The following is an 18,733-nucleotide window of genomic DNA, read 5'->3' on the forward strand; positions in this document are numbered from 1 at the left end:
GAGATGCCTCAGGAGCACCCTCCGGCCAAGTCCGTCCGCGTCCTGCTCGCCGAGGACCAGGGGATGATGCGCGGCGCGCTCGCCCTGCTGCTCGGGCTCGAACCGGACATCGAGGTGGTGGCCCAGGTCGGCGCGGGCGACGAGATCGTGGCGGCGGCGCTGGCCTCCCGGCCGGACGTGGCGCTGCTGGACATCGAGCTGCCGGGGCGCAGCGGTCTCGACGCGGCGGCCGACCTGCGCGAGGAGGTCCCGGACTGCCGGGTCCTGATCCTCACCACCTTCGGCCGGCCCGGCTATCTGCGCCGGGCGATGGAGGCGGGGGCGGCGGGCTTCCTGGTGAAGGACGGCCCGGTCGAGGACCTGGCCGAGGCGATCCGCCGGGTGCTCGCCGGGGAGACGGTGGTCGATCCGGCGCTGGCGGCCGCCGCGCTCAGCTCGGGGGCGAGTCCGCTCACCGCGCGGGAGCGGGACGCGCTGGTGGCGTCGGCGGACGGGGCGACGGTCGCCGACATCGCCGCCAAGCTGCATCTGTCAGAATCAACGGTCCGCAATTACCTTTCGTCGGCGATCGGCAAGACGGGCACCCGCAACCGCATGGAGGCGGTCCGCGCGGCCCGGCAGCAGGGCTGGCTCTGACCGCTTCCGCGCTCCGTCACGACCGGAAGCCCTCTCGTCATGCCCTTTCGAATACCCGCGCCCCGGCGCCTCCCGCTCTGGCTGGTGCCGGCCCTCTGGACCCTGGGCCTCGGGCTCTGGGGGCTCTCGCGGCAGGACAGCCTGTGGCGGGACGAGGCGGCGACCTGGCAGGTGGCGCTGCGGTCCGCCGCCGAGATACGGCTCATGCTGGGCCATGTCGACGCGGTCCACGGGCTCTACTACCTCCTGATGCACGGCCTCTTCGACTGGTTCGGGCCGTCGACCACGACCCTGCGGCTGCCCTCCGTGCTGGCGATGGCGGTGGCGGCGGCCTGTGTGACGGCCATCGGGGAGCGGCTGGCCGGGAGATGGGCGGGCCTGGGTGCCGGAATGGCGCTCTGCCTGCTGCCGGCCGTGCAGTTCTACTTCCAGGAGGGCCGCCCGTACGCGCTGGTCGCGGCGGGCGCCGGGATCTCGACGCTGTTGCTCGTGACGCTGCTCGGCGGGCGGGACCGGTGGGGGCGCTGGGCGGCGTACGCGGGGACGGTGCTGGTCTGCGCGCTGCTGAACTGGTTCTCGCTGCTGATCCTGCCCGCGCACGCGGTGACGCTGGCGTGGAGCGGGGCCGGGCGCCGGGCGTGGGCGCGTTGGACGGCCGCCTCGGCGGCGGCCGTCGCGGGGGCGCTGCCGCTGGTCCTGTTCACCTCGGGCCAGTCCAGGCAGGTGTCCTGGATACCGCCGCTGACCTGGCACATGATGATCGGCCCGGCGGTGCTGCTGGCGGTCGGCGGCCTCGGCGCCCTGGTGGACCGGCCGGGCGGGCGCCGGCTCTCGTCGGCGTCGGTGGGGCTGCCGCTGCTGGCGGTACCGCAGCTCGGTCTGGTCGCCGTCTCGCTGGAGAAGCCGCTCTTCCTGGACCGCTACATCCTCTTCAGCCTGCTCGGCCTGGCGCTGCTCATCGGCTCGCTGCTGGGGGCGGCGGTACGGGCGGCGGCGCCCCGGTTCCCGACGGCGGCGCGGTGGCTCGTACCGGTGCTGCTGGCCTGCGCGGTGGCGGCGCTGCTGCCGCAGTCGCTGGCCAAGCGGTCGCCGTCGAGCCGGGTGGACGACGTGCTGGCCATGACCGCCGACGTGCGCCGGATGAAGGAGCCGGGCACCGCGGTGGTGTTCCTGCCCGGCGCCCGGCGCGACGCGGAGCTGGTCTCGCCCGAGGCGTTCACCGGGCTGCGGGACATAGCGCTGGCCCACAGCCCGCTCGCGTCCGGGACGCTGAACGGGGTGGAGGCGGACCCTGCCCGGATAAGGAAGGCGATGCTCGCCCAGCACCGGATACTGCTGGTCACGGACGCGCCGGGGGCGGCGCGCCCGGAGAACGGGCGGCGGGAGAAGGTGAAGGCGGCCGTGCTGAAGGACTACTTCACCGTGATCGGGGACGAGCGGGTGCGGGGGCGTCGGGTGACGCTGTACGAACGGAAGTGAGGCGTTCCGGGCGGTGGCGCGGGAGCCACAGCAGCATCAGGAGCAGGCCGCCGAGCAGGACGGTGCCCGCCGTGCGGAAAGCCAGCGCGTAGCCGGCGGTGAGGGCGGCCGGGTCCGTCCCGCCCCCGGTGCGGGCGGCGGCGACCGTGGAGAGCACGGCGAGCCCGAGGGCGCCGCCCATGGTGCGCGAGGTGTTGACGAGCCCCGAGACGAGCCCGGCCTCCCCCGGCGCCGCGCCCGACGTGGCCAGCGAGGCGAGCGGGGTCGAGGCGAGCCCGGCACCGGCCATCATGAGCACGCCGGGCAGGCAGACCGCGGTGAGGTAGGAGCCGTGCTCGGTCATCGTGGACTGCCAGCCGAAGCCGGCCGCGGTGACGGCGGTGCCGATCAGCGCGAGGTTCTTCGCCCCGACGCGGGCCATCAGCCGGGGCGCGCTCTTGGAGCCGAGGACCACGGCCAGCGAGGACGGCATCAGGGCGAGCCCGGCCTCCAGCGCGCTGTAGTCCAGCACGTTCTGCGCGTACACCGTCATGAAGTACCACATGGAGAACGTGGCCGAGCCGATGACGAGCATCGCCACGTTCGCCGACGCGACCGCCCGCGCCCCCAGCACCCGCAACGGCATCAGGGGCTTGGCCGTGCGCGTCTCCACGAGGGCGAACAGGGCGAGCAGCACGGGTCCGCCGAGCAGCGGGACCAGGGTCGCGGCGGCGGTCCAGCCGGCCTTCTCGGTCTGCACGATGCCGTACGCCGTGGAGGCGAGGCCCGCCGTGACGAGGACGGCGCCCAGCAGGTCGACGCGGCTGCGGACGCCCGTGCGGCCCTCGGCGAGCCAGAGGGCGGCGCCGGTCAGCACGAGCACCCCGATGGGCACGTTGATCAGCAGCACCCAGCGCCAGGACAGCGCGTCGGTGAGGACTCCGCCGACGAGTCCGCCGGCCGCGCCGCCGCCCGCCCCGACCGCCATCCAGGTGCCGATGGCCTTCGCGCGGGCGGGGCCCTCGGGCACGGCGGCGGTGAGCAGGGTGAGGGTGGCGGGGGCGAGGACGGCCGCGCCGAGCCCCTGCGCGGCGCGGGCGGCGAGCAGCTGCCAGCCCTCCTGGGCGAGTCCGCCGGCCAGTGAGGCGGCGGTGAACACGCCGAGGCCGACGAGGAACATCCGCTTGCGGCCGTACAGGTCGGCGGCGCGCCCGCCGAGCAGCATGAATCCGGCGAAGGCGATCGAGTACGCGTTGAGCACCCACTGAAGTCCGGTGGAGCTCAGCCCGAGGTCCGCGCGCATCGACGGGAGGGCGACGTTGACGACGGACACGTCGAGCACCACGAGGAACTGTCCGACGCAGGCGGCGAGGATCACCGCCCAGGTGCGGACGGAGTTCCGGTCGGTGGGCTCTGCGGGCATCGGGACGTCGGCCATGGGCGTCATACTCGCAGCCCGGGTGCGCCCCGTACATCGGTTTCCGGTCGCCTCGCCCTCCGCCCAGCGGCGTAGGACCCGGCGATGAACTGACGCGCCGTCACCTCCCTCGCGCGCGCCCCGCGCGCGGCCGGGCCGGATTCGCACCCCGCGCCCCGGAATACGCCGTAGCCGAAGAAGGTTCACCCTGCACAGACTTGGCGGTCGGTGCTGCCCGCAGCACCCGCCGTAACCACTACGCCCGTCCCCTTCTCACCGCCGCCCGGAGGCCGCACGCATGCCACAGACGACGCACGAACAGCCCGGCGCGGAGCTTCCCGATCCGCGCGCGAAGGCGGGCCGGGGGATCGTCCCCGTGCTCGCCTTCGCGGGCATCACCGTCGCCGTGATGCAGACCCTGCTCGTCCCCGTCATCAAGGATCTGCCCGCCCTTCTGCACACCGCCCCCTCCGACGCGACCTGGGTGATGACCGCCACCCTGCTCGCCGGAGCCGTCGCCACCCCGATCATGGGGCGGCTCGGAGACCTGTACGGCAAGCGCGGGATGCTGCTGGCCAGCCTCGCCGTGATGGTCGTCGGCTCCCTGATATGCGCCTTCACCGACGACCTCGTCGTCATGATCGTGGGCCGCGCCCTCCAGGGCTTCGCGATGGGCGCGATCCCGCTCGGGATCGGCATCATGCGCGACGAGCTGCCGCGCGAGAAGCTCGGTTCGGCGATGGCGCTGATGAGTTCGTCCATCGGCGTGGGCGGCGGGCTCGCGCTGCCGGCGGCCGCGCTCGTCGCCCAGCACACCGACTGGCACGTCCTCTTCTTCGGCGCCGCCGGGCTCGGCGTGCTCGCCATGGCGCTGACCGTGCTCGCGGTCCCCGAGACGAAGCTGCGCGCGCCCGGCCGGTTCGACACCGTCGGCGCGCTCGGCCTCTCGCTCGGCCTGGTGCTCCTGCTGCTGCCGATCACCAAGGGCAGCGACTGGGGCTGGACCTCGCCCACCACGCTGGGTCTGATCGCCGCCTCGCTCGTCGTGCTGGTGCTGTGGGGTCTCTTCGAGCTGCGCAGCGACGCCCCGCTGGTCGACCTGCGGACCACGGCCCGCCGCGAGGTGCTGCTCACCAACCTGACCTCGATCATGGTCGGCGTCGCGTTCTACGCCGTCTCGCTGGTCCTGCCCCAGCTGCTCCAGCTGCCGGCCTCCACCGGATACGGTCTCGGCCAGTCGATGGTGGTCGCCGGGCTCTGCGTGGCCCCGCTCGGCCTGACGATGATGTTCGTCGCCCCGCTGTACGCGCGGATCTCGGCCCGCAAGGGCCCGAAGGTCTCGCTGATCCTCGGGATGCTGGTCATCGCCATCGGATACGGGGCCGGGCTCGGCCTGATGAGCGCCCCCTGGCAGACCGTGCTGATCGCCGTCCTCCTCGGCGCCGGCATCGGGCTCGCCTACTCCTCGCTGCCCGCCCTGATCATCGGCGCCGTCGACCCCTCGGAGACGGGCGCGGCCAACGGGCTCAACACCCTGATGCGCTCCATCGGCACCTCGGTGTCGAGTGCGGTGATCGGCATGGTCCTGGCCCACACCTCGACCCGGATGGGCCCGGTCGACGTGCCCACGATGAAGGGCTTCAGGATCTCGTTCCTCATCGCGACGGGCGCCGTGGTCGCCGGTCTCGTCCTGGCCTCGTTCCTGCCGTCCCGGCGCACGGCCACCGCGCCGGTCCTGCTGGCGAGCAGCGAGGGCGACGAGGCGGCCCGGCGCGCCGCCGAGGACGTCGAACCGCTCCCCCTGCCGGGCCCCGAGGGCTTCCGCGGCCGGGTGCTGGACGCGGACGGGGCGGCGGTCGCCGGGGCCAATGTGACCCTGATCGACCGGCAGGGCCGCCAGGCGGGGCTGACCACCACGGACGCGTGGGGCCGCTGGGCGCTGGCGGCCCCGGAGGCCGGCACGTTCGTCCTGGCGGCGTCGGCCACGGGGCACGCCCCGCGCGCCTGTCCGGCACGGGGCGGCTCCGCGGTCACCGACCTCGTCCTGGGGGCCGTCAGCGCGCCGGAGCGTCGAACCGCGGTTCCGTCCTGAGCAGCCAGGACACGTCCGTCCCGGCCGCCTCCTCCCGGGGCTCGGCGCCCCGCGCGAACAGGCGGGCGGGGCGGGCCCCCTCGACGTGGGCCGCCTCGCCCTCGACGCGGAGCCAGGAGCCCTCGCGCAGGCCGAGGACCGGGACGTCGTTCTCCTCCAGGAACTCGGTGAGCCGTTCCTCGCGGGTCTCGCCCTTGTGGGTGCTGGCGGGGTCCGGGTCCAGGTAGTGCGGGTTGATCTGGAACGGCACGAGGCCCAGCGCCTCGAAGGACGGCGGCTGCACGATGGGCATGTCGTTGGTGGTCCGCAGGGTGGGCGCCGCCATGTTGGTGCCGGCGCTGGCGCCCATGTACGGCAGCCCGGCGCGCACGGCGTCCCGGACCGCCTCGCGCAGCCCGGTCCGGTACAGGGCGCTGAGCAGCCGGAAGGAGTTGCCGCCGCCGATGAACACGGCGTCGGCGTCCCTCAGCGCGGCGACCGGGTCGGCGTGCTCGTGGACGCCGTGGACGGCGATCCCGGCCGGTTCCAGGGCGCCGCGGACGCGCGCGGTGTACGTGTCGTGGTCGGCGAGCGCGTACGGCACGAAGGCGAGGCGGGCCCGGGCGGGCAGGAACGCGGTGACCGTGTCCAGGGCGTGTTCCAGGTAGCCGCGGCCGTACTGGGTGGAGTTGGAGAGCAGGAGCAGGTGCACGGGATCTTCCTCCGGGTCGTGCGGTCAGGCGGACGGGGTGCGGCGGGCCCTGGGCTTCGGGCGCTGCGGCGGGTGGGTGAGGCGCTTCTCCAGGAGTGCGGCGGCTTGCCGGAGCGCGTCGAGGCGGTTCTCCGGCGCGCCCGCGAACCGCTCCTCGGCGCCGCCGAGGCTGAGGCTCCCGTACGGTTCGCGGCCCAGGAAGACGGGTACGGCGAGGGTCGCGATGCCGGTGTCGTACTCGCCGACCGTCCAGGCGTACCCCTGGGCCCGGACCTTGAGGAGCTGCTGTTCCAGCACGTCCGGGTCGGTGACGGTGCGGTCGGTGAAGCGGGCCATCGGGCGGCCCCGGAAGAGCCGGTGGCGCTGCTCGTCGGGCAGGTAGGCGTAGAAGGACTTGCTCGTCGCCCCGGCGTGCGCCGGGTAGAGCTCGCCGACCAGCGGGTAGTAGCGCAGCGGCCCCGCCTCGCCCTCCTCGGCGGCCACGCACCGCATGTGGAAGCTGTCCGGCAGGCAGAACAGCACGGTGTCGCCGGTGACCCGGCGCAGCTCCTCCAGGACCGGCCCGGCCAGCAGTTCCAGCGATCCCGAGCGCTCCCAGAGCCGGCCCAGGCGCAGCACGGCGGGGCCGATGCGATAGCGCCGGGTGGCGGGGTCGGAGACCAGGAAGCCGCGCCCGGCGAGCGTGGCGAGGAGCCGCTGGGCGACGGAGGTGTCCCAGCCGAACTCCGCCGCGACCTCGGTCACACCCCAGTCGGGCCGGGTCCGCTCGAACGCGAGCAGCACGAGCAGCGCGCGGTCGACGGTCTGGAGAGCTCCGGCGGGGGTGCGCCGGTCGACGTCGAACTCCGCCATGGCCATCTCACCATCCAGACGTGAATTGCAGATAACGGGAAATCATTGCGCTCAACGCTATCCGATCCCGAATCTGCTCTCAGCACCCCGTCCGGAGCCGCCGCTCCCTGACCGGTTCCGGACGGGTGTGACGGATGCGCGAGAAAGGCCCCCCATGTTGAAGTACGTACTGGACCTCGTCGAGCTGCTCGACGACCCCCAGGCCAATGGAAAGACGGTCGTCGAGTACCTGGACGCCGCGGCGGGGGCCGAGGGCTCGTCCGCACAGGTCACCACGGTCGCCGGTGAGCGGGGCTCGACGGACTTCGTGTCGGTCCGCATCCCCGGCTCCCGGGGCCGCACGGCCGGGGGCGGCGCCCGCACGCTGGGCGTCGTGGGCCGGCTCGGCGGCATCGGCGCCCGCCCCGAGGTGACCGGCCTGGTCTCCGACGCGGACGGTGCGATTTCGGCGCTGGCCGCCGCCGCCAAGCTGCTCGACATGCGCCGCCGGGGCGATGTGCTGCCCGGTGACGTGATCATCGCCACACACATCTGCCCGGACGCGCCGACCGAGCCGCACGACCCGGTGCCGTTCATGGGTTCGCCGGTGGACATCGCCACGATGAACCGCCACGAGGTGACCGGCGAGATGGAGGCCGTGCTCTCCATCGACACCACCAAGGGCAACCGCATCATCAACCACAAGGGCCTCGCCCTGTCGCCCACCGTCAAGGAGGGCTGGGTGCTCCGCGTGAACGAGCAGCTGGGGGAGCTGCTGGCCGTGGTGACCGGTGAGCCGTTGGTCACGTACCCGGTGACCACCCAGGACATCACCCCGTACGGTAATGGGGCACACCACATCAATTCGATCCTCCAGCCCTCCACCGCGACGGCGGCCCCCGTGATCGGCCTGGCCATCACCTCGGCCGCGGCGGTGCCGGGCTGCGGGACGGGCGCGAGTCACGAGACCGACATCGCGTCCGCCGCCCGCTATGCCGTCGAGGTCGCCAAGGCGTACGGCGACGGCCGGCTGGACTTCCACGACGCGGTGGAGTTCGACAACCTCGTCAGCCGCTACGGCTCGCTGACCCACCTGCAGACCTTCGGCCGTACACCCCAGGAGTCCTGATGGCAGCCGCCCCGCAGTCCGGTGCCGTGGCGCCCGCGCCCAAGAGCATCGGCAGCGACGACTACGCGCTCTCGCGCGTCCCGCGCGACAAGCGGTTCGGCTTCTGGTCGATGCTCCTCCAGTGGCTGGCCCAGTCCGGTTCGATCTCGCAGTTCACGCTCGGCGCCACCATCGGCGTCGGGATGACCTTCGGCGACGCGTTCCTCGCGTTCACGCTGGGCGCGGTGATCCTGGAGGTGGTGATCTTCGCGATCGGCCTGGCCGGGATGCGCGAGGGCCTGGCGACGCCGATGCTGACCCGCTGGGTGGGCTTCGGGCGCAACGGCTCGGCGCTGGTCAGCTTCGTGATCGCGGTCAGCCTGGTCGGCTGGTTCGGTGTCCAGAACAAGATCTTCGGCGACAGCGTCTCGGCGCTGGTCGGCGGCCCGTCCTGGATGTGGTGCGTGCTCGCGGGCATCGCCATCACGGCCCTGGTGATCTTCGGCTTCAAGTACATGGCGAACTTCGCGAAGGTCGTCACACCGCTGTTCTTCGCGATGGTCGCCTTCTCGGTGATCCGGACCCTGAACGACCACTCGTTCAGCGACCTGGTCCACTCGCCGCCGCCCGGCGACACCGTCCCGCTGGCCGTCGCGGCCACCGCGATCGCGGGCGGCTACATGACGGGCGCGATCGTCTCCCCGGAGATGACCCGCTACAACCGCAAGGGTTCGCACGTCTTCCTGCAGAGCGCCTCGTCCATGATCCTCTCCGAGTACATCGTCGGCCTGACCGGTGTGCTCCTGGGCCACCTGGTCAAGAGCAACGAGGTCTCGCACATCGTGCTCTCCACCTCCGGCGCCTTCGGTGTGCTCGTCGTCCTGATGTCCACGGCGAAGATCAACGACTGGAACCTGTACGGCTCCTCGCTGGGCGTCGTCAACTTCTTCCAGGTGGTGTTCAACAAGCGCGTCCACCGCGGCGCGGTCACCATCGTCCTGGGCATCGCGGGCACGGTCCTGTCGGCCGTCGGGATCATGAGCCACTTCACCGAGTTCCTGACGATCCTCGGCGTCGCCATCCCGCCCATCGGCGGCATCATCGTGGCCGAGTACTGGGTCGTGAAGCGGATGCGCAAGCCGCTCGACGAGACCCGTGAGGCCCAGACGCTTCCGGCGCACTCGCCGACCTGGGTGCCGATGTCGATCGCGATCTGGATCGCCGCCTTCTGCGTCGGCAAGTTCTACGACGGCGGCATCCCGGCCCTGAACTCGCTGGCCACCGCCTTCGTCCTGTACAGCGCCCTGGGCCTGCTGGGCTGGATCAAGCCCTACGGCACCTCCGTCCTCGCCGACGAGCAGGACGGACCGGCCCCGGCCGCCCGCACCACCACCCCCGTGGGAGCAGCATGAGCACCGCACCCGACACCGCACTGGTTCCCGCCTCCGACGAGGCCCAGGACGAGGTCGTCACCCTCTGCGCCGAGCTGATCAGGTTCGACACCTCCAACCCGACGAGCACCGAGCGCGCGAGCGCCGAGTGGGTCGTGGCCCGGCTGGCCGAGGTCGGCATCGACTCCGAACTGGTCGAGTCGGCCCCCGGCCGCGCCAGCGTCGTCGCCCGGATCGCCGGCCGCGACCGGGACCGCGGCGCCCTGCTGGTCCACGGCCACCTGGACGTGGTCCCGGCGGACGCCTCCGAGTGGCAGGTGCCGCCCTTCTCCGGCGAGATCCGCGACGGCTACCTCTGGGGCCGGGGCGCGATCGACATGAAGGACACCGTCGCGGTGATGCTGGCCACCGCCCGGCACTTCGCCCGCACCGGTACGTCCCCCTCGCGCGACCTCGTCCTCGCCTTCCTGGCGGACGAGGAGGCGGGCGGCAAGTTCGGCGCGCACTGGCTGGTCGAGCACCGCCCGGAGCTGTTCGCCGGGGTCACCGAGGCGATCGGCGAGGGCGGCGGGTTCTCCTTCGCCATCGACGACACCCGGCGGCTCTACCCCATCGAGAACGCCCAGCGCGGCATGGCCTGGATGGAGCTCACCGCCACCGGCCGGGCCGGCCACGGTTCCTCCCCCAACGACGAGAACGCGGTCACCGACCTCGCGGAGTCGCTGACCCGGATCGGCCGCGAGACCTTCCCGGTCCGGCTGATCGAGCCGGTCCGCGCACTGCTCGAAGAGGCCGCCCGGCTCTACGGCGTCGAGTTCGACGAGGACGACATCGAGGGCAGCCTCGCCCGGCTGGGCCCGGTCGCCGACTTCATGCAGGTGGTGCTGCGCAACTCGGCGAACCCGACGATGTTCAACGCCGGGTACCAGACCAACGTGATCCCCGGAAAGGCCACCGCCCGCGTGGACGGCCGCTTCCTGCCCGGCCACGAGCAGGAGCTCATCGACACGATCGACAGGCTGCTGCTGCCGTCGGTCACCCGTGAGTGGGTCAACCACGACATCGCCATGGAGACCACCTTCGACGGCCCGCTGGTCGACGCCATGTGCGCGGCGGTCCGCGCCGAGGACCCGGACGGCCACCCGGTGCCGTACTGCAACCCGGGCGGCACGGACGCCAAGGCGTTCACGCACCTGGGCATCCGCTGCTTCGGCTTCAAGGGCCTGAAGCTGCCGCACGACCTGGACTACGGCCGCCTCTTCCACGGCGTGGACGAGCGCGTCCCGCTGGAAGGGCTGCGCTTCGGCGTCCGCGTCATGACCCGCCTCTGGCAGAGCTGCTGACCCGAGCCACGCCAGGCGCCCCTCCGTACGCCCCCGCCGGTACCTTCGGCGGGGGCGTACGGCACGATGGCGCCCTAGGGGCTGTCAGGCGGATCATGGCCGGGGTCGCGACGCCTAGCACGGCACCTCGCCGCGTTACCGAAACGCCCGCATAGCTCCGCTATGAGGCCGCTCCGGCGCCTTGCGATGCACCGCACCAGACGCCGCGCCCTACCCGACCCTGACCCGCCTGACAGCCCCTACCCGTCCCACCAGGAGGAACACCGTGGCCGCCGAGCCCAAGCCGGACATTCTCGCCGCGTTCCAGGCCGCCAAGGGCTTCATGCCGGTGGTCGAGGGGCTCGCGCTGTACGAGGCGGCCACCGAGGCCGCCGCGCTCGGCCTGCCGGTGCTGGAGGTCGGCAGCTACTGCGGGCGCTCCACGATCCTGATCGCCGACGCGGCGCGGGCGGCCGGTGTCACCGCGCTCACCGTCGACCACCACCGGGGCAGCGAGGAGCAGCAGCCCGGCTGGGAGTACCACGACCCGACCGTGGTGGACCCGGAGGTCGGCCGGATGGACACCCTGCCCACCTTCCGCAGGACGCTGCACGCGGCGGGCCTGGAGGACCACGTGGTGGCGCTCGTCGGGCGCTCGCCGCAGGTGGCGGCCGTCTGGGGCGGCCCGCTGGGCTTCGTCTTCATCGACGGCGGCCACACCGACGAGCACGCCAACGGCGACTACGAGGGCTGGGCCCCGCATGTCGCCGAGGGCGGACTGCTGGTGATCCACGACGTGTTCCCGGACCCGGCGCACGGCGGCCAGGCACCGTACCGGGTGTATCTGCGGGCGCTGGAATCGGGTGCGTTCACGGAGGTCTCCGTGACCGACTCGCTGCGCGTGCTGCGCCGCACCGGACCGGGCATCTGACCGAAAAGACCTGTTTACGGGGTGTTCCCGGCCGGTCCGCGGGCACCCCGGACAGGGCAGGGGGTGGCCGATAACATCGCCGGGTGCGTCACCACGAGAGCCTTCCCCCCACCCCACGCCACCCGCTCCGGCTCGCCGCCGCCCTGCTGTGCCTGGGCCTGGGCCTGGCCGGATGCGGCGGCACGGACGGCGCCGCGCAGGCCCAGGCCGGGCCGAGCGGCGGTGCGGCCACCACCCCGGCCGCCCCGGCTTCGCCGTCCCCGGCGCCCTCGAAGGCCGCTCCGTCGCCGTCACGGCCCCCGGCGAAGTCCTCCGCGCAGCCGTCGTCCGCGCCCGACGGGCCGCTGTCCGGCAGGACCGTGGTCATCGACCCCGGGCACAACCCGCGCAACCACCTGCACACCGCCGCGATCAACCGCCAGGTCGACATCGGCACCGGCCGCAAGGAGTGCGACACCACCGGGACCGCCACCAACGGGGGTTACGCGGAGGCGGAGTTCACCCTCGACGTGGCGCACCGGCTGCGGGACCTGCTGCGGGCGCAGGGCGCGAAGGTGCTCCTGACGTACGACGGGGACCGGGAGTTCGGGCCGTGCGTGGACGAGCGGGCGCGCATCGGCAACGACGCGCACGCGGACGCGGTGGTCTCGGTGCACGCGGACGGATCGGCCGTGGGAAACCGGGGGTTCCATGTGATCCTTCCCGCACGGGTGCGCGGCGGCGGTGCGGACACCTCGAAGATCGTGGCTCCTTCCCGCGATCTCGGCACCCGTATCGCCGGTCTGTTCGTACGCAGTACCGGAAGTTCCCCTTCCAATTATGTAGGCGGCAAAACGGGTTTGGACGTCCGCGAGGATCTCGGCGGACTTAATTTGTCGACCGTGCCCAAAGTCTTCATCGAATGCGGCAATATGCGTGATCCCAAGGACGCCGCCCTGCTCACCAGCCCGGGTTGGCGCCAGAAGGCGGCCCGGGGCATCGCGGACGGTATCAGCAGCTACCTCAAGGGGTAGGCAAGGGGTGATTCTGCGATGAATTCGGGAGGATGTTCCCGCACCAACCGGGCAGGAACACAACCCGCCCGGCCAGACGATAGATTCATCCCTACGATGGGGAGCCGTTCCCGAGCTTCGAGCCTTGCCCGCCGTGTATCCGGCGGCAACGACGACCGCCCCGACGAGACGATCGACTAAGGACCTTCACGTGAATATCCGCTCCCTCACTCGAGGCGATGGCGTGGTGATCGGAGCAGCGGTCGTGCTGTTCATCGCCTCGTTCCTCGACTACTACGACTACGGAAACGCCGCCACCGACGCCCCCAACGCCTGGGACTTCCTGGGCAACGGCATCGGCGTCTACATGGTCGGAGTGATCGGCGCAGCGCTGATCGTGCTCTCCCGTTCCCAGCCCCAGCCGCGCAAGGTCGCGGGTCTCGACCTCGCCCAGTTCGGTGTCGCCGCCACGGTGTTCACCGCGTGGAACATGTTCTGGACGATCATCGACCTGGGCCAGATCGACGCGGGCGCCGGCCTGATCCTCGGCTTCATCGCCGCGCTGGCGCTGGCCGCCGGCGCGGTCGCCTCGCCGCTGGTCCCGGCCCTCAAGGCCCCGCTCGCCGGTGCCCCGAACCCGCAGGCCGTGCAGCCGCCGTACGGTGGCCAGCCCAGTCAGGGCTACGGCTACCCGGGCGGTCCGCAGCCGGCCTTCGGCGGCCAGCAGCCGGGCCAGCCGCAGCCGTACGGTGCGCAGCAGCCGGGCCAGCCCGAGGCGCAGAAGGCTCCGGCCGCTCCGGCGGCCGGTGGCGGCGCCGGTGACTTCACCCCGTTCTGGTTCGCGGTGCCGGTGGCCCGCCAGCTGTACAGCGAGGACGGTTCGCAGGCCCCGATTGCCGAGCTGGCGCCGGGCACCTGGTACCTCGCGGTCGAGCAGCACGGTTCGGCGCTGATCGCCCAGACGCAGGACGGCCGTCGTGGCGTCCTCCAGGACACCACGGGCATCCAGCGAGGCTGACGCCCGCGCCCTGTCCGTCACAGCGGCCCCTGCCCCTTCCGGGCGGGGGCCGCTGCCGTGTTCCAGGGCTCAACCCGCCGCGCGCTCGGGGACTTTGCCCTTGCGGGTCCAGCGCAGCAGCTCGTCGGCCGTCCAGGTGGTGACCACGCGTTCCGGCGGGACCTCGCACTCCTCGGCACGGGCGCAGCCGTACGCCTGCCAGTCGAGCTGGCCCGGTGCGTGCGCGTCGGTGTCGACGGCGAACAGGGTGCCCGCCGCCACGGCCCGGCGCAGGAGTCGGCGGGGCGGGTCGAGGCGTTCGGGCCGACTGTTGATCTCGACGGCGGTGCCCGCCTCGGCGCAGGCGGCGAAGACCTCGTCCGCGTCGAACGACGACTCGGGGCGGCCCCGTCCGGTGACGAGGCGGCCGGTGCAGTGGCCGAGGACGTTCGCCTGCGGATGGCGGACGGCGGCGACCATGCGGCGGGTCATCGGAGCGGCGTCCATGCGGAGTTTGGAGTGGACGGAGACGACGACCAGGTCGACCTGTTCGAGCAGGTCCTCCTCCTGGTCGAGGGAGCCGTCGAGGTTGATGTCGCACTCGATGCCGGTCAGCAGCCTGAACGGCGCCCAGCGCTCGTTGAGTTCGGCCACTTCGGCGAGCTGTCTGCGCAGCCGCTCCGGCGAGAGGCCGTTCGCGACGGTGAGCCGGGGCGAGTGGTCGGTGAGCACCGTCCAGTCGTGGCCCAGTTCCGCCGCCGCGCGGCCCATCTCCTCGATGGGGCTGCCGCCGTCCGACCAGTCGGAGTGCGTGTGGCAGTCCCCGCGCAGCAGCGAGAGCAGGTGCTCGCCGCCCTTCGCGAGGGGGCCGGCGCCGGCGGCCTCGGACTCCAGGCGGTCCAGATAGCCGGGGGTCTCACCGGCCACCGCCTCGCGGACGACCTGGGCGGTGCGGGGGCCGATGCCCTTCACCCGTTCCAGCGAGCCGTCGGCCACGCGCCGCTCCGCCTCGCCGTCGTCCATCGCGGCGACCGTGCGCGCGGCGGTGCGGAACGCCTGGACGCGGTAGGTGACCGCCCTGCCGCGCTCCAGCAGGAAGGCGATCCGCTCCAGGGCCCGGACCGGGTCCATCGGCACCTCCTCGCGGGACGGGACGGCCGGGGTGGCCGCCCGTCCAGCTTGGCCCAGCGCGGCCCGGCCCGCACACCGGCCGGTCCCGTCAGCCGAAGGAGGTGCGCGCCAGCCAGAAGTCCAGCAGCCCGGCGTCGCCCAGGACCTCGACCCGGTCGCTGTCCGGGGCGAGGCGGCGGTTGAAGACGAGCATGACGTCGGTGAGGGTGCCGCGCAGCGCCACGTCCGCCTTGCCGTGCGCCCGGCTCCAGGTGACGCCGTCCGCGCCGAGCTCGATCAGCCACTCGGCGCCGGGCACGTCGGTGGCGTGCAGGTGCAGGGTGCGGCCGTCCGCGCGCAGCTCGCCGTTCTCGCGGTCCGGGTAGGCGTCCTGGGCGAAGCGGACGATCTCCAGCCACTCGTCGATCGTGTCGGCGGCCAGCTCGGGCGTCATCGTGTACGGGACCCGCGCGGCGAGGGCCGCGTCGGCGAGGTGGACGACGGTCTCCAGGGCCATGCGGCGGGCCCAGAACCCGGCGCTGTGGTCCCAGGCCCAGGACCACACCCCGGCGTCCGGCCCGGCCTCCCGGAGTGCGGCGACGGTCCCGGCGGCGCCGTCCGCGAGCCAGGCGTCGAGGGCCGCCGGGTCGTCGCTCCCGGGGCTGTTGTCCGGCACCTTCTCGTCCGGGACCGCCTCGGCGGCCCGGGTGCGGACGATCTCGCCGGCCCAGCGGTGGGCGCGGCCGACGTGCCCGGCCAGTTCGCGCAGGGTCCAGTCGGGGCAGGTCGGCACGGTCGCGCCGAGGTCGGCGTCCCGGAGGGTGGCCCTCAACTCCCCTGTGAGCCGGATGATTTCATCGCAGTAGCGCTCGTGCGTCAGAAGTCCCATGCCCGCACCCTAGTGTTGCCGTCCCCCGCTTCACATGCGGTTATCCGCCGAGCTGCGAGGTGGAAGGGACCTTGTCCTTCACGTCGGCGCCCGCGCTCTTCCCGGCGTCCTTGATGCCGCTGATGACGTCCTCGAACGTGCCGATGTCACCGGCGTCCGCGTCGCCGTTGCGGATCTTGGCGGTGAGCCCCTTGAGCGAGGCGATGCCCGCGGTGAGCGGGGCGACGGCCTTCGACAGCAGCGGGTCGCCCTGGGCGTTCGCCGTGGCGGCCTTCAGCCGGTTGTAGGCGAAGGTGCCCGCGAGCCCGGCCTTGACGAGGGCGAGGGTGCGCCCGTCGGTGCCCTTCTTGAACTTCCCGGCCCGGTACGGCTTCACGATCCACTGGTACGTGGCGCCCGCGGCGAGCCCCGCGTTGGCGACGAACCTGGTCTTGGCCCACTTCTGCGCCTCGGCCGACGAGGTGCCGGTGGGCGACGCCGAACTGCTCGTGCCGCCGCCGTCGTCGTCGCTCCCGCACGCGGTGGCGCCCGCCAGGAGGGCGCAGGCCAGCAGCAGCGCGACGAGCGAGCGGCGGAGGGGTGCGGGACGGGGCACGGCGGACCTCCCTGGCCGGGCGGAGCGGGTGCCGGGGCCCGGCACTCCCCGCCAGGCTGGCCTCGCCCGGGGCGACCCGCCACCGCTGCGCGGCCGTACGGGTCCGGGCGACGGGTTTCGGCCGGGCGGGAGCGGCAAAGCGGAGACCATGTCCTACAGCAGAGGCAACAGCATCACCGCAGCACGTGTCATCGCCCTCGTGGCGGACGTCATGGCCTTCATCATCGGCCTGTGGATCCTGATGTACCTCCTCGACGCGAACCGGGGCAACGAACTGGTCGAGTTCGTGCGGGACACCGCCAGGTGGCTCGCGGGCTGGTCGTACGACCTGTTCACGTTCGACAAGGCGTGGGCCAACGTCGTCGCCGGCTACGGCCTCGCCGCCCTGGTGTACCTGTTCGTCGGGCACGCCGTGGCAGGCCGCGTCCGGCGCTGACCCGGGGCCCTCAGCCGCAGCAGTCCGGTTCGAGCCCCTTCGGGAGCCGGTCCCCGCCGAACACGGCGGTGGTCGCCTCGTCCCCTCCGAGCGCGGCCACCGCCAGCAGCAGCGAACCGGCCGTCCAGGAGGTGTGCTCCTCGGGCCAGAAGGCGCGGTTGCCCTCGAAGACGTAACCCGTCCAGTACAGGCCGCCCTCGGCGCGCAGGTGCTGGACCGACTGGAGGATGTCGAGCGCCCGGTCGGACTCGCCCATCACCCAGAGGGCCAGGGCCAGTTCGCAGCTCTCGCCGCCGGTCACCCACGGGTTGGGCAGCACGCAGCGCACCCCGAGGCCGGGGACGACGAAGCGGTCCCAGCCCTCCTCGATGCGCTCCTTGGCCGCCGGGCCGGTGACGGCGCCGCCGAGGACCGGGTAGTACCAGTCCATCGAGTAGCGGCTCTTGTCGAGGAAGCGCTCCGGGTGGTTGCGGATCGCGTGCCCCAGCGCCCCGGTCGCCAGCTCCCAGTCGGGCTGCGGCTCCTCGCGGCGTTCGGCGATGGCGAGCGCGCAGCGCAGGGCCTGGTGGACCGAGGACGAGCCGGTGAGCAGCGCGTCCGTGACCGGGGTGCCGTCGTCCTCCCGCTTCCAGCCGATCTGGCCGCCGGGCTGCTGGAGGCCCAGGACGAATTCGACCGCCGCGTAGACCGTGGGCCACATCCGGTCCACGAAGGCGTCGTCCCCGGTGGCGAGGTAGTGGTGCCAGACGCCGACGGCCACGTAGGCGCAGAAGTTGGACTCCCGGCCGCGGTCGGTCGGCTGCCCGGCGTCACCGTCGTGGTAGGCGGCGTACCAGGAGCCGTCGCCGTTCTGGTGGCGGGCCAGCCACTCGTACGCGCGTTCCGCGGCGGCGTGCTCGCCGGCCGCGTCCAGGGCCATGGCGGCCTCGGTGTGGTCCCACGGGTCGAGGTGGTGGCCGCGGAACCAGGGGATGGCCCCGTCCGGGCGCTGCACGGCGCGCAGCGCGGCGACGGTCTCGGCGGCCTGCGCGGCGGTGAGGACTCCGGGCAGGACGAGGTGTTCGGTCCGCTCGGGAAGGCTCACGCCTCGGCCTCGACGGCTGCTGCGGCGGCGAGAGGCAGGTGCGGCTTGGTCGCGTAGGCCACGAAGCTCTTGCCGACGACCGGGTTGAGCAGCTGCTCGGCGACCCGGGTCAGGGCGGGCTTCTTCATGATGTCCCAGACCAGGAGCTTGTGGTACGCCTTCACCGGCAGCGCCTCGTCGTTGTCGACGCCGAACGCGCACTTCAGCCACCAGTACGGGGAGTGCAGCGCGTGGGCGTGGTGGGTGCCGTACGGCTTGAGGCCGGCGCCGCGCATCTTGCCCAGCAGTTCATCGGCCTTGTAGATGCGGATGTGGCCGCCCTCGACCTCGTGGTAGGCGTCGGAGAGCGCCCAGCACACCTTCTCGGGGCCGTAGCGCGGGACGGTGACGGCGATCCGGCCGCCGGGCCGCAGCACGCGGACCATCTCGGCGAGGACACCCTTGTCGTCCGGGATGTGCTCCATGACCTCGGAGATGATCACGACGTCGAAGGACTCGTCGGGGAAGGGCAGGTTGAGCGCGTCGCCCTCCATGGCGGTGGCGGTGGCGCCCTCGGGGGCCTCCCCGGCCTCCTTCATCGCGGCGAACCACTTCGCGACCTCGCGGATCTCCTCGCCGTTCCGATCGAGGGCCACCACCTGGGCGCCGCGCCGGTAGCACTCGAAGGCGTGGCGTCCGGCGCCGCACCCCAGGTCGAGCACGCGGTCGCCGGCGGCGAGCGGGAAGCGGGTGAAGTCCACGGTCAGCACGGGT

18 protein-coding genes are annotated in these 18,733 nt (G+C 72.9%); 10 read left to right on the top strand and 8 right to left on the bottom strand.

All coding sequences use genetic code 11. The annotated features are described in order from the left end of the window. Positions 1-3: 3 nt before the first annotated feature. Together AB0L33_RS10375 and AB0L33_RS10380 are read left to right on the top strand one after the other, a co-directional pair. The gene (locus AB0L33_RS10375) at positions 4-636 is read left to right on the top strand and encodes a response regulator transcription factor (RefSeq protein ID WP_037786093.1); all 633 of its coding nucleotides are present in this window, start codon (positions 4-6) and stop codon (positions 634-636) included. 39 nt (positions 637-675) lie between these two features. Next, complete coding sequence (locus AB0L33_RS10380; protein WP_365679651.1) at positions 676-2,115, top strand: glycosyltransferase family 39 protein; 1,440 nt, start codon at positions 676-678, stop codon at positions 2,113-2,115. On the opposite strand, the gene AB0L33_RS10385 is transcribed toward AB0L33_RS10380, so the two are convergent. Then, on the bottom strand, positions 2,054-3,541 hold the full coding sequence (locus AB0L33_RS10385) for an MFS transporter (RefSeq protein ID WP_365679653.1): 1,488 nt from the start codon (positions 3,539-3,541) through the stop codon (positions 2,054-2,056). The genes AB0L33_RS10380 and AB0L33_RS10385 overlap by 62 nt on opposite strands. Positions 3,542-3,809: 268 nt before the next feature. On the opposite strand from AB0L33_RS10385, the gene AB0L33_RS10390 reads away from it, so the two are divergent. Then, positions 3,810-5,603 (top strand): MFS transporter, encoded by a 1,794-nt coding sequence (locus AB0L33_RS10390; protein ID WP_365679656.1) that lies wholly within the window; start codon positions 3,810-3,812, stop codon positions 5,601-5,603. Here AB0L33_RS10390 and pepE read toward each other — a convergent pair. Continuing rightward, complete coding sequence (gene pepE / locus AB0L33_RS10395; protein ID WP_365679658.1) at positions 5,566-6,294, bottom strand: dipeptidase PepE; 729 nt, start codon at positions 6,292-6,294, stop codon at positions 5,566-5,568. The genes AB0L33_RS10390 and pepE overlap by 38 nt on opposite strands. A 24-nt stretch (positions 6,295-6,318) precedes the next feature. After that, positions 6,319-7,152, bottom strand: coding sequence for an IclR family transcriptional regulator (locus AB0L33_RS10400; RefSeq protein WP_365679660.1), 834 nt, complete (start codon positions 7,150-7,152; stop codon positions 6,319-6,321). 148 nt (positions 7,153-7,300) lie between these two features. Between AB0L33_RS10400 and AB0L33_RS10405 the strand changes: the two genes are divergently transcribed. From AB0L33_RS10405 to AB0L33_RS10430, 6 genes are all read left to right on the top strand, one after another. Continuing rightward, the gene (locus AB0L33_RS10405; protein ID WP_365679662.1) at positions 7,301-8,254 is read left to right on the top strand and encodes a DUF1177 domain-containing protein; all 954 of its coding nucleotides are present in this window, start codon (positions 7,301-7,303) and stop codon (positions 8,252-8,254) included. Continuing rightward, positions 8,254-9,645 (top strand): cytosine permease, encoded by a 1,392-nt coding sequence (locus AB0L33_RS10410; protein WP_365679664.1) that lies wholly within the window; start codon positions 8,254-8,256, stop codon positions 9,643-9,645. Before AB0L33_RS10405 ends, AB0L33_RS10410 begins: the two co-directional genes overlap by 1 nt. Beyond that, a complete protein-coding gene (locus AB0L33_RS10415; protein WP_365679666.1) occupies positions 9,642-10,967 on the top strand; it encodes a M20/M25/M40 family metallo-hydrolase in 1,326 nt (441 codons plus the stop codon). The genes AB0L33_RS10410 and AB0L33_RS10415 overlap by 4 nt, the downstream gene beginning before the upstream one ends. Before the next feature lie 322 nt (positions 10,968-11,289). Further along, entirely contained in the window at positions 11,290-11,877 is a 588-nt protein-coding gene (locus tag AB0L33_RS10420) for a class I SAM-dependent methyltransferase (RefSeq protein ID WP_365680121.1), read from the top strand. 83 nt (positions 11,878-11,960) lie between these two features. Then, a complete protein-coding gene (locus AB0L33_RS10425; protein ID WP_365679668.1) occupies positions 11,961-12,890 on the top strand; it encodes an N-acetylmuramoyl-L-alanine amidase in 930 nt (309 codons plus the stop codon). A 223-nt stretch (positions 12,891-13,113) separates the two neighbouring features. After that, the gene (locus AB0L33_RS10430) at positions 13,114-13,887 is read left to right on the top strand and encodes a hypothetical protein (protein WP_365679670.1); all 774 of its coding nucleotides are present in this window, start codon (positions 13,114-13,116) and stop codon (positions 13,885-13,887) included. A gap of 69 nt (positions 13,888-13,956) precedes the next feature. Here AB0L33_RS10430 and AB0L33_RS10435 read toward each other — a convergent pair whose 3' ends face one another. The 3 genes from AB0L33_RS10435 to AB0L33_RS10445 all read right to left on the bottom strand — a co-directional run bounded on the left by AB0L33_RS10435 (position 13,957) and on the right by AB0L33_RS10445 (position 16,460). Next, positions 13,957-14,997 (bottom strand): PHP domain-containing protein, encoded by a 1,041-nt coding sequence (locus AB0L33_RS10435; protein WP_365679672.1) that lies wholly within the window; start codon positions 14,995-14,997, stop codon positions 13,957-13,959. Positions 14,998-15,085: 88 nt separating this feature from the next. Further along, on the bottom strand, positions 15,086-15,865 hold the full coding sequence (locus AB0L33_RS10440; protein ID WP_365679674.1) for a maleylpyruvate isomerase family mycothiol-dependent enzyme: 780 nt from the start codon (positions 15,863-15,865) through the stop codon (positions 15,086-15,088). Between the two features lie 40 nt (positions 15,866-15,905). Beyond that, the gene (locus AB0L33_RS10445; protein WP_365679676.1) at positions 15,906-16,460 is read right to left on the bottom strand and encodes a hypothetical protein; all 555 of its coding nucleotides are present in this window, start codon (positions 16,458-16,460) and stop codon (positions 15,906-15,908) included. A gap of 148 nt (positions 16,461-16,608) precedes the next feature. Between AB0L33_RS10445 and AB0L33_RS10450 the strand changes: the two genes are divergently transcribed. Next, entirely contained in the window at positions 16,609-16,896 is a 288-nt protein-coding gene (locus tag AB0L33_RS10450) for a hypothetical protein (protein ID WP_365679679.1), read from the top strand. A gap of 10 nt (positions 16,897-16,906) precedes the next feature. Here the strand turns inward: AB0L33_RS10450 and AB0L33_RS10455 are convergent, their stop codons facing one another. After that, complete coding sequence (locus AB0L33_RS10455; RefSeq protein WP_365679681.1) at positions 16,907-17,980, bottom strand: prenyltransferase; 1,074 nt, start codon at positions 17,978-17,980, stop codon at positions 16,907-16,909. Then, on the bottom strand, positions 17,977-18,729 hold the full coding sequence (locus tag AB0L33_RS10460; RefSeq protein ID WP_365679683.1) for a class I SAM-dependent methyltransferase: 753 nt from the start codon (positions 18,727-18,729) through the stop codon (positions 17,977-17,979). Before AB0L33_RS10460 ends, AB0L33_RS10455 begins: the two co-directional genes overlap by 4 nt. Positions 18,730-18,733 lie beyond the last annotated feature (4 nt).

This window comes from Streptomyces sp. NPDC052299, assembly GCF_040679335.1.
Classification (GTDB): domain Bacteria; phylum Actinomycetota; class Actinomycetes; order Streptomycetales; family Streptomycetaceae; genus Streptomyces.